The sequence below is a fragment of the Streptomyces sp. NPDC000075 genome (genome assembly GCF_040301925.1).
Taxonomy (GTDB): Bacteria; Actinomycetota; Actinomycetes; order Streptomycetales; family Streptomycetaceae; genus Streptomyces; species Streptomyces polychromogenes.
This window is the reverse complement of the sequence record NZ_JBEPFL010000006.1, coordinates 1-16,223: the sequence shown is the minus strand read 5'-3', so window position 1 is coordinate 16,223 and position 16,223 is coordinate 1. Positions and strand designations below refer to the sequence as shown.

Here is a 16,223-nt window from a genome sequence, read left to right as displayed (position 1 = left end):
TTAGGAGGCGCGCGGCGGACGGTCAGGAGGTGCCGGGCGGACGGTCACGAGGTGCGGCCGCGGGCCTCGAAGGCGAGCATCCGGTCGAGCACCGCCCCGGAGGTCGGCTCGTGCAGCTCGTCCACCAGGCGTCCGTCGGCGAGGAACACCACCCGGTCGGCGTGGGCGGCGGCCACCGGGTCGTGGGTGACCATCACCACGCTCTGGCCCAGCTCCCGCACCGAGTCGCGCAGGAACCCGAGGACCTCCGCTCCGGAGCGGGAGTCGAGGTTGCCGGTCGGCTCGTCGGCGAAGACGATCTCGGGCCGGGACGCGAGGGCGCGGGCCACCGCCACGCGCTGCTGCTGGCCTCCGGAGAGCTCGGCGGGGCGATGCGCGAGCCGGCCCGAGAGGCCGACGGTGGCGACGACGGTGTCCAGCCAGGCGGCGTCGGGCCGTCGCCCGGCCAGCCGCAGCGGCAGGGTGATGTTCTCCAGCGCGGTGAGGGTGGGCATCAGGTTGAAGCCCTGGAAGACGAAGCCGACCTTCTCCCGGCGCAGCCGGGTGAGCTGCCGGTCGTTCAGGGAGGACAGCTCGACCCCGCCGATGCGTGCCGATCCCGAGGTCACCGGGTCCAGGCCCGCCATGCAGTGCATCAGCGTGGACTTGCCGGAGCCGGAGGGGCCCATGACGGCGGTGAACCGGCCCCGGGCGAAGTCCACGGACACCGCGTCGAGCGCGGTGACGCGGGTCTCGCCCTTTCCGTACGTCTTGGTCAGGCCGCAGGCGCGGGCGGCCGGTTCCGCGAGGGCCGTGCCGGAAGGGGCGGCCGAAGAGGGGAAGGTCTGTGACATGGATCCATCGTCACGGCCCTGACCTGCGTAAACATCGGCCTGGAGGCGGGAGTTCGGCTCTGCCGAAGGAGGGGTGTGAGCCGGCCTCGCTCTGCCGAAGGGCAGAGGGCCGGGCGGCCGCCCTCTGCCCCCGGGAGGTCAGGGGGCCAGGCCGGACCGGTGGGCCAGCAGCGCCGCCTGCACCCGGCTCGTCGACCCGGTCTTGTCGAGGATGGCGCCCACGTGGGTCTTCACGGTGCCGGTGCCGATGCCGAGCCGGGTGCCGATGTCCTGGTTCGAGAGGCCTTCGCCGAGCATCGCCAGGACCTCCCGCTCCCGGCCGGTCAGCCGGGCGATCCGCTCGTCCGCCGCTCCGCCGGCGCCGCGCGGCTCACCGGCGGTCAGCATCCGGGAGATCACCGCCCCCGTCACCCCCGGGGAGAGCACGGCGTCCCCGGCGGCGGCCGCCCGCACCGCGCTGATCAGCTCCTGCGGGCCCTCGTCCTTCAGCAGGAAGCCGGCGGCGCCCTCCCGCAGTGCCCGCACCACGTTGTCGTCGTCGCCGAAGGTCGTCAGCATCACCACGCGCGGCGCCGGGTCCAGGGCGAGCAGCGGGGCGATCGCGGCCAGGCCGTCACAGACCGGCATCCGGACGTCCAGCAGCACGACGTCCGGATGGTGCGCGGCGGCCAGTTCGACGGCCTGCCGTCCGTCGGGGGCCTCGGCGACGACCTCGATGCCGTCGGCGTGCCGCAGGATCAGGCGCACGCCGGCGCGGATCATCGTCTCGTCGTCGGCGAGCAGGACGCGGATCGGGTGGGCGGGCGCGGTCACGGGATCTCCCAGGGTGTGGCGTCCCGGACCGACGGGACGGTGAAGCGGTCGATGGCGATGAGGCGTTGTGCGGCGTCGAAGCAGTAGCGGGCGATGGTCAGCGAGCCGGGGCGGGATTCGGTGGCCCCGTTGAACGGGTACACGCAGCCGGCCGTGCCGGGCGGGCGCGCCGGTTCCCGGCCGGTGGCCGCGGCGCGGATCGCCCGGTTGTCGCTCACGCCGCTCGCGATCACGTCGTCGTAGGTCATGCCGACGCGGGGCAGCGGGCGCGGCCCGGCGTCCCGGTGCGGTGCGGTGGCGTAGACGAAGAGGGTCCCGAGGGCCATCAGCACGCTCAGCGCCACCATGCCGAGGGCGAGCGTCAGCGCCTGCGCGGTGCCGCGTCCGGCCGGGGCGGACGCGGCGGGGGCCGGGTCGCCGCCGGTGGCGGCCTCCTCGGCCCCGTCCCTCCTCGGGGCGGGGGCGTCGCCGGGTTCGGCGGGCAGGTCCGCCTCCACCCGGAAGCCGCCGGACGGCAGCGGGGCGGCGTCGAAGGTGCCTCCCAGCAGCTCGATCCGCTCCCGCAGACCGGTGAGCCCCCGGCCGGTGCCCAGGCCCGCGGCGGGGGTGGCGGAGGCGGGCGGGGCGCCGTTGCGGACGGTGACCCGTACCGTCTCCTCGCCGTGCGCCACGCTCACGACGACGTGCGCCGCGCTCGCGTACCGGTGCACGTTGGTCAGGGCCTCCCGCACCACCCGGTGCACCGCCCGCCGCACCCCCGCCGGGCGGGCGTCCAGGTCCGGCCCCGTCCAGTCGAGGCGTACGGCGACCCCGCCGTCCCGGGACTCCGCCACCAGCGCCTCGATGTCGGCGCGGGTGCCGGTGGCGTCGGTGAGGGCCTGCGGACCGGTGTCCCGGCCCAGCGGACCGAGTACGCCCAGGGCCTGGCGCAGCTCGCGCAGGGCGTCCCGGGTGGTCCGCCGGACCAGGACGGCCTCCTCGCGCAGTTCGGGGTCGGCGTGCTCCAGGGCCAGCTCCAGCCCGCCCGCGTGCAGGGAGATCAGGCTGAGCCGGTGCCCGACCAGGTCGTGCATCTCGGCGGCGATCCGGGAGCGCTCGTGGATGCGGGCCTCGCTGTCGGCGAACCGCCGGGCCCGCTCCGCCGCGTCCCCGCGCTCGCGCAGCGCCCGCACCAGCCGCCGCTGCTGCCCGTACGAGGTGCCGACCAGCCCGGGGACGAGCACCGCCGTCGGCGTCAGGACCAGCCCGAGCGCCGGGCCGTAGGGCAGCGGTCCCGGACCGAGCCAGGGCGCGGCCGCGGTCGCGCACACCACCAGCAGGGCGGCCGCCGCCGCCAGCAGCCGGGCCCTCCGCCGCGCCCGGACCGTCCGCCGCGCCACCGTGTACGCGGTCGCCGCGGTGACCGGGCCGACGCAGGGGGCCAGGCCGGTCAGCGCCGCGAGGACGAGGAGGACGGCGGCCGGGAAGCGGCGGCGCAGCGGGAAGAGGCCCGCGCCGACGGCCAGCGCGGTCAGCTGGAGGTACGGGCGCGGGAGCACCCCGGCGTAGCCGGCCACCAGCCACACGCCCAGCCCGGCGAGCAGCACCCAGGCCGTCTCCGCCACCGCGCGCACGGGGTCCCGGAGCGGACGGGGGAAACGGAACGGACCTGTGCTCACCACGCTGACCAGTATCGATTCCGGAACGGCCGAGGGCATGCGCCTCACGGCCGATCCGCCCCTCTCCCGAAAGACAGAGACCCCGCCCCGACCCCACCGCCTCGCGCCCCCCACCCCGGCCACCCCCGCCTGCCGGCCACACCCCGGCGCCCACCCCGGCCACCCCCGCTTGCCGGCCACACCCCGGCGCTCCCGACCCGGCGCCCACCCCGGCCGCCGCGCCCACCGACCACACCCCGGCGTTCCCGACCCGGCCGCCGCGCCCGCCGACCGCACCTCGGCGTTCCCGACCCGGCCGCCGCGCCCGCCGACCGCACCCCACCCGCCGGCACCCCGCCCGCAGCGCCCGCAGCCCCCGCCGACCGCACCTTGCCCGGCGCGCCCGCTCGACGGCACCCCGCCCGGCGCGCCCAGCACGGCCCTCCGGGGCGGCGGCGACCGGCCCGGCGCCCGCTCACCGTCCGTGACCGCCCGGGCGGGTCTGCGCGACGGACATTCCGCTTCCGCGCCCGCCGCCCTACCGTTACCGGTCATGCGGTTCCTCCCCCTGCGCACCCGGCGCCTCGGACTGCCCCGACGCGCCGTCTCGCAGATCCTGCTCACCCAGCTGGCCATCGCCGCCGGGGTCCTCGTGCTGGCCACGGGGCTCTTCCTGGCCCCCTTGAGCCACCAGCTGGACGACCAGGCGATGCGGCGCGCCCTGGCCATCGCCCAGAGCGCCGCGGCGGACCCGTCCCTGGCGGCCGACCTGCTCAGGTCGGGGCCCACGGCCGACGGCCCCGTCCAGGCCGACGCCGAGCGGATCCGCAGCGCGACCGGCGCCGAGTACGTCGTCGTCCTCGACCTGAAGGGGATCCGCCGCTCCCACCCCAGCCCCGACCGCATCGGGCTGCCCGTCTCCACCGACCCCAGCGACGCGCTCGCCGGACACGAGGTGATGGAGATCGACCAGGGCACCCTCGGCCGCTCCGCCCGCGGCAAGGTCCCCCTCGTCGCCGCCGACGGGGAGATCGTCGGGGCCGTCTCCGTCGGCATCGCCTACGACAGCGTGCGCGACCGGCTGCTCGGCGCCATCCCCGGCCTGTTCGCCTACGCCGGCGGCGCCCTGGCCGCCGGGGCGCTCGCCGCCTACCTCCTCTCCCGCCGGATCCAGCGGCAGACGCGGGACCTGGCCTTCTCCGACATCGCCGGCCTCCTCGCGGAACGCGAGGCGATGCTGCACTCCATCCGCGAGGGCGTGATCGCCCTCGACCGGGACGACCGGGTACGCCTCGTCAACGACGAGGCGGCCCGGCTGCTGGGCCTCCCCCAGGACCCCCCGGACACCCTGGCCGGCCGCCCGCTGGACGAGGTCCTCGCCCCGGGCCGCACCAGTGACGTCCTGGCCGGCCGCGTCACCGGCCGCGACCTGCTGACCGTCCAGGGCCCGCGCGTCCTGGTCGCCAACCGCATGCCCACCGCCGACGGCGGCGCCGTCGCCACCCTGCGCGACCGCACCGAACTGGAGCACCTGAGCCGCGAACTCGACTCCACCAAGGGCCTGATCGACGCCCTGCGCGCCCAGGACCACGAGCACGCCAACCGCCTCCACACCCTCCTCGGCCTCCTCGAACTGGGCCTGCACGAGGAAGCCGTCGCCTTCGTGACCGAGGTGGTGGGCGTGCACCGCACCACGGCCGAGCAGGTCACCGAGAAGGTCCACGACCCCCTGCTGGCCGCGCTGCTGGTCGGCAAGGCCACCGTCGCGGCGGAGCGCGGCGTCCCGCTGCGCCTCGCCCCGGACGCCTTCCTCCCCGACCGGCTGACGGACCCCGGCGGCCTCGTCACCATCCTCGGCAACCTCGTCGACAACGCCCTGGACGCGGCGGCCGGCTCGGCCGCGCCCCTGGTCGAGGTCGACATCCGCGCGGAAGGACGCTCCGTCGTCCTGCGGGTGCGCGACAGCGGCCCCGGGATCCCCGCCGGACGGCGCGAGGAGATCTTCACGGAGGGCTGGTCGACCAAGCGGCCCGCCGCCCACCGCGAGCGCGGGCTGGGCCTCGCCCTGGTGCGCCGCCTCGCGGAGCGGCAGGGCGGCAGCGCCCGGGCCGGTGGCGCAGAGGACGGAGGGGCGGAGTTCTCCGTCGTACTTCCGGAGGCCCTGCGGTGAGCGAGTCCCCGATCCACGTATTGGTCGTCGACGACGACATGCGTGTTGCCCGTATCAACGCGGCGTACGTGGCGAAGGTTCCCGGGTTCCAGGTGTCCGGCCAGGCCCATTCGGCGGCCGAGGCACTGGAGTTCCTCACCGCCCGCCCGGTGGACCTCGTCCTCCTCGACCACTACCTCCCCGACGGGTCCGGCCTCGACCTGGTGCGCCGCCTGCGCCAACTCGGCCGCCACACCGACGTGATCATGGTCACGGCCGCCCGTGACCTGGCCACGGTCCAGGCCGCCATGCGGCTCGGCGCCCTCCAGTACCTGGTCAAGCCGTTCACCTTCGCCGGTCTGCGCGCCAAACTGGAGGCCTACGCGGACCTGCGCCGCTCGCTGTCCGGCGGCGGCGAGGCCGAACAGGCGCAGGTGGACCGGATCTTCGGGGCCCTCGCCGCGGCCGGAACCCCCAACGAGCTGCCCAAGGGGCACTCCCCCACCACCGCGGAGCTGGTCCGCGGGGTGCTGCGCACGGCCGAGGGGCCCCTGTCCACCCAGCAGATCGCCGACCGGGCCGGCATCAGCCGGCAGACGGCGCAGCGCTACCTGAAGCTCCTGGACCGCGCCGGCCGGGTCTCCCTGGCCCTGCGCTACGGCGAGACCGGCCGCCCGGAACACCGCTACACCTGGGTCCCGTCGGCCGGCACCTGAGCCACCGTCCCGGGCGCCTCACACCGCGCCGGCCCCCGTCAGGGAACGCACCTCCGTCTGCGCGTACTTGCGCTCGTCAGGCTCCTCGGCGGAGGTGACCGTACCCAGCCAGCCCGCCAGGAAGCCGAGCGGGATCGAGACGATCCCCGGGTTCTGCAGCGGGAAGTACTGGAAGTCCAGGCCGGGGAAGAGGGATCCGGGACTCCCGGAGACCACCGACGACAAGGCGACCAGCAACAGCGCCGGAACCAGCCCCCCGTACACCGACCACACGGCCCCCCTGGTCGTGAAACCCCGCCAGAACAGCGAGTACAGCAGCACCGGCAGGTTCGCCGAGGCCGCCACCGCGAAGGCCAGCCCCACCAGGAAGGCCACGTTCATGTCCTGGGCGAGCAGCCCGAGGCCGATGGCCACCGCCCCGATCCCCACCGCCGCCACCCGGGCCACGGTCACCTCGCTGCGCTGCCGGGCCCGCCGCCGCCGGAGGGAGGCGTACAGGTCGTGCGCGACGGAGGCCGACGAGGCCAGGGTGATCCCGGCGACCACGGCGAGGATCGTCGCGAAGGCGATGGCGGCCACCAGGGCGAACAGCACCGCGCCCCCGGTGGAGTCGGCGCCCCCGCCGAGGAAGCCGGCCAGCAGCGGGACGGCCGTGTTCCCCGAGGCGCTGGACGCCCGGACGGCGTCGGGGCCGACCAGCGCGGCCGCTCCGAAGCCGAGCACGATCGTCATCAGGTAGAAGCCGCCGATGAGCCCGATCGCCCACACCGCCGACCGGCGGGCGGCCCGCGCGGTGGGCACGGTGTAGAAGCGCGACAGGATGTGGGGCAGCCCCGCCGTGCCGAGGACCAGGGCCAGACCCAGGCTCATGAAGTCCAGGCGGGCGGTCCAGCCGCCGCCGTACTTCAGGCCGGGGCTCAGGAACCGGGCCCCGTGCCCGCTGCGTTCGGCGGCTCCGGCGAGGAGCTGGTCGAGGTTCCCGTGGAAGCGCAGCAGGACCAGCACGGTGAGCGTGATCGCCCCGCCGATCAGCAGGACGGCCTTGACGATCTGGATCCAGGTGGTGGCCCGCATCCCGCCGAAGGCCACGTAGACCACCATCAACGCGCCGACCCCGACGACCGTCAGGGTCCGGGCCCCGGGGCCCGCGTCCGACAGGAGCAGGCCCACGAGGCTCCCCGCACCGACCATCTGCGCCACCAGGTAGAGAACGGAGACCACCACCGAGGAGGTTCCCGCGGCGATGCGTACGGGCCGCTCGCTCATCCGGGCGACGACGACGTCGGCCAGCGTGAAGCGCCCGCAGTTGCGCACCAGCTCGGCCACCAGGAACAGCACCATCAGCCAGGCCACCAGGAACCCGATCAGGTACAGCAGGCCGTCGTAGCCGAAGAGGGAGATCAGCCCGGAGACCCCGAGGAAGGAGGCGGCGGACATGTAGTCGCCGGCGATGGCGAAACCGTTCTCCATCGGTGAGAACAGTCGCCCGCCCGCGTAGAACTCCTCCGCCGAACCGTGTCTCCTGCGGCTGACCCAGGTGGTGATGCCGAGGGTGACCGCGATGAACAGGCTGAAGAGGATCAGCGCGAGTGTCTGGTGCTCGGAGGTCACCGCTCCTCCCCCCGGCCGGTGCGGGCGCACCCCTGGCCGCGTTCCCGCTCGAAGACGGTCCAGCGCAGGTCGAGCGCGGCGCTGTCCCGGCGCAGCCGTGCGTGCCGGGAGTAGGCCCAGGTCAGCAGGAAGGTGCTCAGGAACTGGCCGAGACCCGCCACCAGGGCCACGTTGAACGAGCCCGCCACCGGCCGGGCCATCAGCCCCGGCGCGGCGGTCGCCGCGATCACGTAGGCGACGTACCAGAGGAGGAAGCCGGCGGTGGCGGGGACGACGAACCGCCGGTAGCGGCCGCGGACCTCCTGGAAGGCGGCGCTGCGCTGCACTTCCAGGTAGATGTCGGAGGCGCTCGGGGCACCGGGGGCCGCCGCGGGCCTGCGCGGCGGAAGGGCTTCCGCGCCCTCGCCCCAGCCCACGGCCAGCGCGTCGTACCAGGGGTCGTCGAGCCGGATCGTTCCGGCTTCGCGACCTTCGTGCTTGTCCACCGAACTCTCCTTGTCCGCTGCCGCCTTGGCGGCGTGCTCACAAGGATGTGCCGAATGGTCGCTTTCCGGACTGGTGTCCTGGCGCTCTTCACTCCATCAGGTGAGGGGCGAAGAGCGCCGGGACTCCGGATCAGGCGTCGATGCGCGAACGGTCCAGGGTCGCGGCCGAGCTGGTGATGAACTCCTTGCGGGGGGCGACCTCGTTGCCCATGAGGAGGTCGAAGACCTGCTCCGCCGCGTCCAGGTCGCCGATGTTGATCCGCCGCAGGGTGCGGTGGCGGGGGTCCATCGTGGTCTCCGCGAGCTGGTCCGCGTCCATCTCGCCGAGGCCCTTGTAGCGCTGGATGGCGTCCTTGTACCGGATGTTCTTGCGCTGGAACTCCAGCAGCGTCTGGCGCAGCTCGTTGTCCGAGTACGTGTAGACGTACTTGTCCTGGCCCTTCTTGGGCTGGACCAGCTCGATCCGGTGCAGCGGCGGGACGGCCGCGAAGACCCGGCCCGCCTCGACCATCGGCCGCATGTACCGCTGGAAGAGGGTGAGCAGCAGGGTGCGGATGTGGGAGCCGTCGACGTCGGCGTCGGTCATCATGATGACCTTCCCGTACCGGGCCGCGTCGATGTCGAAGGTACGGCCGGAGCCGGCTCCTATGACCTGGATGATCGCGCCGCACTCGGCGTTCTTGAGCATGTCCGAAACAGAGGACTTCTGGACGTTGAGGATCTTGCCCCGGATCGGCAGCAGCGCCTGGAACTCGGAGTTCCGGGCGAGCTTGGCCGTACCGAGCGCCGAGTCCCCCTCGACGATGAAGAGCTCGCTGCGGTCCACGTCGTCGCTGCGGCAGTCGGCCAGCTTGGCCGGCAGCGAGGAGGACTCCAGCGCGGTCTTGCGGCGCTGCGCCTCCTTGTGCTGGCGGGCCGCGATCCGGGTCCGGGCGGCCGCGACGATCTTCTCCATCACGGCACGGGCCTGCTGCTTGTCGTCGCGCCTGGTGGAGGTCAGGAAGGCCTTGAGCTCCTTGGCGACGACGGCGGCGACGATCCGGGTGGCGGCGGAGGTGCCGAGCACCTCCTTCGTCTGGCCCTCGAACTGGGGCTCGGCGAGGCGGACGGTGACGACCGCCGTCATGCCCTCCATGGCGTCGTCCTTGACGACGTCGTCCTCGGCGACGCGCAGCAGCTTGGCGGAGCGCAGCACCTCGTTGACGGTCTTGGTGACCGACCGCTCGAATCCGGCCACGTGGGTGCCGCCCTTGGGGGTGGCGATGATGTTCACGAAGGACTTGACGTTGGTCTCGTACCCCGTGCCCCAGCGCAGGGCGATGTCCACGCCCAGCTCGCGGGTCACCTCGGTGGGGGTCATGTGACCGCGGTCGTCGAGGACCGGGACGGTCTCCTTGAAGGTGCCCGATCCGGTCAGGCGCAGCACGTCGCAGACGGCCTTGTCCTGGGCGAGGTAGTCGCAGAACTCGCTGATGCCGCCGTCGAAGCGGAAGGTCTCCTCGGTCTTGCCGGCGCCGTCGATGGCCCGCTCGTCGCGCACGACGATGGTCAGGCCGGGCACGAGGAAGGCGGTCTGGCGGGCGCGCTGGTAGAGCGTCTCCAGGGAGAGGCGGGCGTCCTTGAGGAAGATCTGGCGGTCGGCCCAGTACCGGATCCGGGTGCCGGTCCGGCCCTTGGGCACGCGCTTGCCCTTGCGCAGGCCGCTGCCCGGCTCGAACGGGGCGTCGGGGCCTTCGTCGGTGAACGCGCCGGGAACGCCGCGACGGAAGCTGATGCTGTGGGTGGTGCCGCGGTCGACCTCGACGTCGAGGCGGGCCGACAGGGCGTTGACCACGGAGGCGCCGACGCCGTGGAGGCCGCCGGAGGCGGCGTAGGAGCCACCGCCGAACTTGCCGCCGGCGTGCAGCTTGGTCATCACGACCTCGACGCCGGACAGGCCGGTCTTGGGCTCGACGTCGACCGGGATGCCGCGGCCGTTGTCACGGACCTCGACGGATGCGTCCTCGTGGAGGACGACCTCGATGTGGTCGCAGTAGCCGCCCAGGGCCTCGTCGACGGAATTGTCGATGATCTCCCAGAGGCAGTGCATCAGGCCTCGGCTGTCGGTGGAGCCGATATACATGCCGGGGCGCTTGCGGACGGCCTCGAGGCCTTCGAGGACGAGCAGGTGCCGCGCGGTGTAGTTGGAGCCGTCCCGGTCTGCTCCGGACAGCAGCGCGCTGGAAGGCACGGACGTGTCGGCGGTCACGCAGTTCGCTCCTCGCTGAATTTCTTTTCTGACCCGCTGGGGCGCAGGGGTGGCTCGGTTGCCCGTCGAAGGGTACCGAGGCCAGGTAGAGCCGGTGCAACGCCACCCTCGCGCGTTCCACAGCCTAGTCCAGATCCGCACGGGTGTTCGATCCCCCGTGGGGGTGAAGCAAACATCACGTTCCCTTCCAGGCATGAACCATTTAGGGTTCGGGCACGTCCTCATCAACATCCGGCACTCAGCCGGGGAGGACGAGAACTGCTACAAGCGAACGACTGACAACGCGAAACCGTAAAGCAACGCAATACGGCTCCTTCGCCGCCAACCGGCAGCAGCCGGCCAGCTTCGGAAGGAAGTTTCGAGGAAAAGCCGCGAGCGGGAACGTTTTCGGCCTGGTTGGATGTTGACCCTGGTACGACAGCTCGTCGAGCTAGAGAAGAGGCGACGTGACTACTGTTCTGACACCCGCGACCCCGCTGACGGCCGCTGACCGATGCGACCGTTGCGGCGCCCAGGCATATCTGCGCGTCGTCCTCCTGAGCGGTGGTGAACTGCTCTTCTGCGCCCACCACGGGCGTAAGTTCGAGCCGGAACTCAAGAAGATCGCCGCGGAAATACAGGATGAGACCGAGCGGCTGACGTCCGCTCCGGCCGCCCACGCAGCCGACCACGAGGACCGCTGACACAAGGCCTGACCTCGCATCCGACGAGCCAGGACCGGCTAGGCCGGTCGACGGGCGGCGCCTCTGAGACCCAGAGGCGCCGCCCGTCCTCATATCCGCGGCCCGTCCCCCGCTCCGGAGTCACCCTCCGGCCCCGCCACCCCCGCGCCGGGCCGTGCCGGGCCCCTGGAGCTCCTGGGGGCGTCCGCCGCGCGGTGCTAGGCCCCGCCCGGCCGCCGTCCCCTCTGCGGGCCGCTGACGAAGTCGATCAACGGGGCGATCCGGGTGTACACGCCCGGGCTGTCGGCGCGCCCGCAGCCGCGCCCCCAGGACACCAGGCCGATCAGCCGCCCCCGTGCCACCAGCGGCCCGCCGCTGTCGCCCTGGCAGGCGTCCTTGCCGCCTGAGCTGTCGCCCGCGCACACCATGGAGTCGGCCCGGTACCGGCCGTCGGAGTTCCCCGGGTACGCCCGCCGGCAGACCTCGTCGTCCAGGACGGTGACCTGTGCCGCCCGCAGCCCGTACGCGTAGTCGCCGAAGCCGCTCGTGTCGCCCCAGCCGTACACCGCCGCCCCGGTACCCGCGTCGTAGCCGGGGTGGCCCTCGCCGGCCATGGGAAGCACGTGGTCCGCGGGCACCGCTTCGGCCAGCTCCAGTACGGCGAGGTCGCCGGCGTTGGTCCCGGGGTCGTACGCCGGGTTCACCCGGGCCGACCGGACCGCGATCTCCCGCCCCTCGGGGGCGCGCAGCTCCGTACGTCCGGTGATCACGCGGAAGTCGGCGACGGAGTCCACCGGGCCGCCCAGCACCTGGCGGCCCAGGCAGTGGGCCGCCGTGACCACCGTCGTCGGGGCGACGAGGACGCCCCCGCAGAACTGCCCGTCGCGGATACCCCCGAACCGGTCACGGCTGGCGAGGGCCACGACCCACGGGCTGTCGGCCACCTTCACCGGCTTCCCGCCTATGACGACGCTGTCGGCCGCCGCCGTGGGCGCCTGGGCCAGCGGCGCCGCGGCCGCTCCCGCCACCAGGGTCAGTGCGCCCGCCAGGGCACGGGCGAAGGGACGACTCATGGGGCCTCCTGACTCCGAGTGTGCATGACTCCACCCAGAGTGGGATGCCCGGTGGCCGCGCGCACCCGCGCGGCCACCGCCGCGTACTCCTGCCGGTCCGGTCAGTCCAGGTAGTCGCGCAGCACCTGGGAGCGCGACGGGTGGCGCAGCTTCGACATCGTCTTGGACTCGATCTGGCGGATGCGCTCACGGGTGACCCCGTAGACCTTGCCGATCTCGTCGAGGGTCTTGGGCTGGCCGTCGGTCAGGCCGAAGCGCATCGAGACCACGCCCGCCTCGCGCTCGCTCAGGGTGTCGAGCACGGAGTGCAGCTGCTCCTGCAGGAGCGTGAAGCTCACGGCGTCGGCCGGGACGACCGCCTCGGAGTCCTCGATCAGGTCGCCGAACTCGCTGTCGCCGTCCTCGCCGAGCGGCGTGTGCAGGGAGATCGGCTCGCGGCCGTACTTCTGGACCTCGATGACCTTCTCCGGGGTCATGTCGAGTTCCTTGGCCAGCTCCTCCGGGGTGGGCTCGCGGCCCAGGTCCTGGAGCATCTGGCGCTGCACGCGGGCCAGCTTGTTGATCACTTCGACCATGTGCACCGGGATGCGGATGGTGCGGGCCTGGTCGGCCATGGCGCGGGTGATCGCCTGGCGGATCCACCACGTCGCGTAGGTGGAGAACTTGTAGCCCTTGGTGTAGTCGAACTTCTCGACCGCGCGGATCAGGCCCAGGTTGCCCTCCTGGATCAGGTCCAGGAAGAGCATGCCGCGGCCGGTGTAGCGCTTGGCCAGGGAGACCACGAGGCGGAGGTTGGCCTCCAGCAGGTGGTTCTTGGCGCGGCGGCCGTCCTCGGCGATGATCTCCAGCTCGCGCTTGAGCTTGGGGGCCAGCTTGTCGGAGTTGGCCAGCTTGTCCTCGGCGAACAGGCCCGCCTCGATGCGCTTGGCGAGTTCGACCTCCTGCTCGGCGTTGAGGAGGGGGACCTTGCCGATCTGCTTGAGGTAGTCCTTGACCGGGTCGGCGGTGGCACCGGCCACGACGACCTGCTGGGCGGGGGCGTCGTCCTCGTCGTCGGAGATGACGAAGCCCTTGGCCTCGCCGCTCTCCTCCTCTTCCTCGCCCTCGGCCTTGCCCGCGTCGGGACCCTCGTCGACGGCCTCTTCGTCGCCCTCGTCCAGGTCCTTCTTGGCGGCGGTCTTCTTGGCCGCGGTCTTCTTCGCGGTGGCCTTCTTGGCGGGCGCCGCCTTCTTGGCCGTCGTCTTGCGGGCCGCCGTCTTCTTCGCGGCGGGCTCGGCCACGGGCTCCCCGGCCAGGGCGTCCGCGAGGTCGGGTTCCGCCGTCCCGGCCTCCGCCGGGGTCTCGGCCGCGGTCGCGGCGGCCGCCGGTTTGGCGGCGACCGGCCTGGTCGTCGTACGCTTGGCGGGGGTCTTCGCTGCGACGCTCTTGCGTGGGGTGCGCTTGGGCGACTCTGCGGCACTGACCATCAGCGTCACACCCTCTTCCTCGAGGATCTGGTTGAGGCTGCGCAGGACATTCTTCCACTGGGTCGCAGGAATCTGGTCAGCCTCGAAGGCCCGACGCACGTCATCGCCGGCGATCTGCCCCTCGGCCTTGCCCCGCTCGATGAGCGCCATCACGGACTCGGATTCGGCGATCTCCGGCGGGAGCGTACGGGATGTGCTGGCCGACACGAACAACCTCTCGGAACGATGGGAACGGGTTCCGACCCCGGCCTGGTGCTGGACCGGAGCCGACGACCACCGACTGGGGATGGGCCGGGGGCGCGGGCAGGGGCCGGGGAGCTGCACAGCACCCCAAGGGCTGCTGTCTTCCCTCCGTCGGCCATCACCGCTTAGGTCATCGCGTGACGTCGCAGAGCGTTACGCCCAATCTTCGTGGCCCAGATCACACCGGGGTGCCGGCGCCCCCCCGCACACCGGTGTCGCCGGGCCCGAAATCGGGCCCGGCGACCGGTGCTGCACCCCCGCGCCCCCGTGCGCCGGAGGTTCAGTGCTCGCGCGGGGCGGGCACCACGCGCTCGACCTCCGGATGCACCGTCAGGAGTTGGCGCATGGCGCTCTCGGCACCCGCGCCGTCACCGGTGGCGAGGGCCTCGACCATCCGCGCGTGGTGTGCCACGCAGGTCTCGCTGGGGCGGTCGCAGGAGGTGACGGGTGTGCCGGAGACCTGGAGGGCGGCGGAGACGATCCCCGACAGGTGCTCCAGCATGCGGTTGCCGGCGACCTGGATCAGCAGCGCGTGGAACTCGTTGTCGGCGCGGGCGAAGGTGATCGCGTCGCCCTGGCCGAGGGCGTGGCCCATGATCTCGACCATGTCGGAGAGGCGCTGCTGGACGTCCGGGCGGCCGTGGCCGGCGGCGAGGCGGGCGGCCAGGGGCTCGATGGTCCAGCGGAGCTCGTTGAGCTCGCGGCGCTGGTCGTCGCGCTGGGGGCCGAAGGCGCGCCATTCGATGATGTCGGGGTCGAGGAGGTTCCAGTCGGCGACCGGGCGGACCCGGGTGCCCACGTTGGGACGGGCGCTGACGAGGCCCTTGGCCTCCAGGACCCGGAGCGATTCGCGGACGACGGTGCGGGAGACCTCGAAGCGCTGGCCGATCTCCTCGGGGACCAGCGGCCGGTCCGCGCCGAGGTCGCCGGAGACGATCATCTGGCCGAGCTGCTGGACGAGTTGACCGTGCAGCCCGCGGCCGCGGCTGCCTGCCGCCCGGCGGCCCACACGGCTCAACTCGACGTCGGCGCCGTCCCAGTGGGGCGGCCCGACCCGGTCCGACCCGGAGGTCTCCGCGTAGGGGTAGCGGTCGAGTTCGCCCGGGCCGGCGAGGCCGGTGTCGGCATGGCGGGCGGCGGTCATCATGGTGTGCGCAAGGGTACTCACGAATCCTTTGTCGGCCGTGCCTCCACCGCCCTTGAGGTCTTTGGTGAAAAGCACACGAAAGGGTGATCGGTGCCACCTACGCAATTGACGACTTATCGTAAAGAACCGGGCGTTTTGCGGGGAGTTGCGGTCCGCTTCGTCTGAGGGGGCGCGAAGCGGACTTCTCCGGTCCCGGCGGGAACGGCTACCGCACCGGAACGATCACCAACGAACCCGGCTGCGCAGTCCTGTGAACCCATAGGCGCACAACAGGACCATCAACGACAACGCCAGTGCTGCACCCACGGGTTGGGCCATCACCCGGAAGGCCCCCAGTACGTAGCGGTCCGCCTCCGCCGGCCAGGGCGACGAGGCCAGACCGCGCAGCCGGGAGGCGAAACCGGTCGCGGGGTACGCGGAGGGCCCTTCCAGCACCTTGCGCACGAGCGGTACGACCATCACCGGTACGGCGAGCACGGCCGCGAGGCCGGCGGAGGCGGAGCGGAACACCGCGGAGGCGAGCACCCCGGCCCAGGCGCAGCCGGCCAGCAGTCCCGCCCAGCTCGCGGCGGGGGCGACCCATTCCGCCCAGGTGCCCAGGGGGGCGCGGCCGAAGACGAGCCGGACCGCGGCGGCGTCGGCGGTGACGGTGAGGGCGCCGAGCAGCAGGGCGAAGGCGGAGCAGACGCCGAGCTTGGCGGTGAGCAGTCCGAGCCGGCGGGGAACGGTGCCCCGGTCGGCGGCGAGGGCGGGGTAGCGGTACTCCTCGCCGAAGGCCAGCGCGCCCAGCAGCCCCGCCCCGAGCGCGGCGGGGGGCAGCGGGACCAGCTCCGGCCAGGCGGCGAGCACCCGGTCGCGGGGGGTGTGTCCGGTCCGGGCGAGCACCAGGGCGGTCAGGGCGGAGACGGCGACGACGAGGGCGGTGGTCAGGAAGGGCGTGGCGGTGCCGAAGAGGCGGCGCAGTTCGTAGCGCAGCGGCCGCAGCGGCCCGCCCACACGGCGCACGGCCGACGCGGGGGGCTCGGAACGGGCGTACGGGGGGCGCGCGCCGTCGGCGGGACGGCCCTCGGACTGCGGGCCGGGGGCGGGCCAGGACCCGGCCCCGGGACCCGGCTCGGCGCGGAACCCGTGGCCGGGGGC

At 73.3% G+C, this 16,223-nt stretch carries 12 protein-coding genes and 1 pseudogene; 3 read left to right on the top strand and 10 right to left on the bottom strand.

Annotated features, from left to right (window positions below; genetic code table 11):
* Positions 1-44: 44 nt before the first annotated feature.
* The 3 genes from ABT403_RS09420 to ABT403_RS09410 form a co-directional block, all read right to left on the bottom strand.
* On the bottom strand, positions 45-833 hold the full coding sequence (locus ABT403_RS09420) for an ABC transporter ATP-binding protein (RefSeq protein WP_344166073.1): 789 nt from the start codon (positions 831-833) through the stop codon (positions 45-47).
* 138 nt (positions 834-971) lie between these two features.
* Positions 972-1,646 carry a response regulator gene (locus ABT403_RS09415; protein WP_344166071.1) on the bottom strand — a complete coding sequence of 225 codons (675 nt, stop codon included), beginning with the start codon at positions 1,644-1,646 and terminating at the stop codon, positions 972-974.
* Positions 1,643-3,343, bottom strand: coding sequence for a sensor histidine kinase (locus ABT403_RS09410; protein ID WP_344166713.1), 1,701 nt, complete (start codon positions 3,341-3,343; stop codon positions 1,643-1,645). The genes ABT403_RS09415 and ABT403_RS09410 overlap by 4 nt, the downstream gene beginning before the upstream one ends.
* A 493-nt stretch (positions 3,344-3,836) precedes the next feature.
* Here ABT403_RS09410 and ABT403_RS09405 point away from each other — a divergent pair, with 493 nt between their 5' ends.
* On the top strand, positions 3,837-5,453 hold the full coding sequence (locus ABT403_RS09405; protein WP_344166069.1) for a sensor histidine kinase: 1,617 nt from the start codon (positions 3,837-3,839) through the stop codon (positions 5,451-5,453).
* A 38-nt stretch (positions 5,454-5,491) separates the two neighbouring features.
* Positions 5,492-6,148 (top strand): DUF7342 family protein, encoded by a 657-nt coding sequence (locus ABT403_RS09400; protein WP_425580301.1) that lies wholly within the window; start codon positions 5,492-5,494, stop codon positions 6,146-6,148.
* Between the two features lie 18 nt (positions 6,149-6,166).
* Here ABT403_RS09400 and ABT403_RS09395 read toward each other — a convergent pair whose 3' ends face one another.
* From ABT403_RS09395 to ABT403_RS09385, 3 genes are all read right to left on the bottom strand, one after another.
* Positions 6,167-7,759, bottom strand: a complete 1,593-nt coding sequence (locus ABT403_RS09395; protein WP_344166065.1) for a monocarboxylic acid transporter — start codon at positions 7,757-7,759, stop codon at positions 6,167-6,169.
* Positions 7,756-8,244 carry a DUF485 domain-containing protein gene (locus tag ABT403_RS09390; RefSeq protein ID WP_344166063.1) on the bottom strand — a complete coding sequence of 163 codons (489 nt, stop codon included), beginning with the start codon at positions 8,242-8,244 and terminating at the stop codon, positions 7,756-7,758. The genes ABT403_RS09395 and ABT403_RS09390 overlap by 4 nt, the downstream gene beginning before the upstream one ends.
* 130 nt (positions 8,245-8,374) lie before the next feature.
* Positions 8,375-10,492, bottom strand: coding sequence for a DNA gyrase/topoisomerase IV subunit B (locus tag ABT403_RS09385; RefSeq protein ID WP_344166061.1), 2,118 nt, complete (start codon positions 10,490-10,492; stop codon positions 8,375-8,377).
* Between the two features lie 446 nt (positions 10,493-10,938).
* Here ABT403_RS09385 and ABT403_RS09380 point away from each other — a divergent pair, with 446 nt between their 5' ends.
* Positions 10,939-11,175, top strand: coding sequence for a DUF7455 domain-containing protein (locus tag ABT403_RS09380; RefSeq protein ID WP_042813742.1), 237 nt, complete (start codon positions 10,939-10,941; stop codon positions 11,173-11,175).
* Between the two features lie 197 nt (positions 11,176-11,372).
* On the opposite strand, the gene ABT403_RS09375 is transcribed toward ABT403_RS09380, so the two are convergent.
* The 4 genes and pseudogenes from ABT403_RS09375 to ABT403_RS09360 form a co-directional block, all read right to left on the bottom strand.
* Positions 11,373-12,227: a serine protease gene (locus ABT403_RS09375; protein WP_344166059.1), complete on the bottom strand. Its 855-nt coding sequence runs from the start codon at positions 12,225-12,227 to the stop codon at positions 11,373-11,375.
* Positions 12,228-12,328: 101 nt separating this feature from the next.
* On the bottom strand, positions 12,329-13,900 hold the full coding sequence (locus tag ABT403_RS09370; protein WP_344166057.1) for an RNA polymerase sigma factor: 1,572 nt from the start codon (positions 13,898-13,900) through the stop codon (positions 12,329-12,331).
* A gap of 316 nt (positions 13,901-14,216) precedes the next feature.
* Positions 14,217-15,104 (bottom strand): FadR/GntR family transcriptional regulator, encoded by an 888-nt coding sequence (locus ABT403_RS09365; protein WP_344166055.1) that lies wholly within the window; start codon positions 15,102-15,104, stop codon positions 14,217-14,219.
* A 201-nt stretch (positions 15,105-15,305) separates the two neighbouring features.
* Positions 15,306-16,223 (bottom strand): annotated as a pseudogene (locus tag ABT403_RS09360) (ABC transporter ATP-binding protein); the annotation flags it as partial.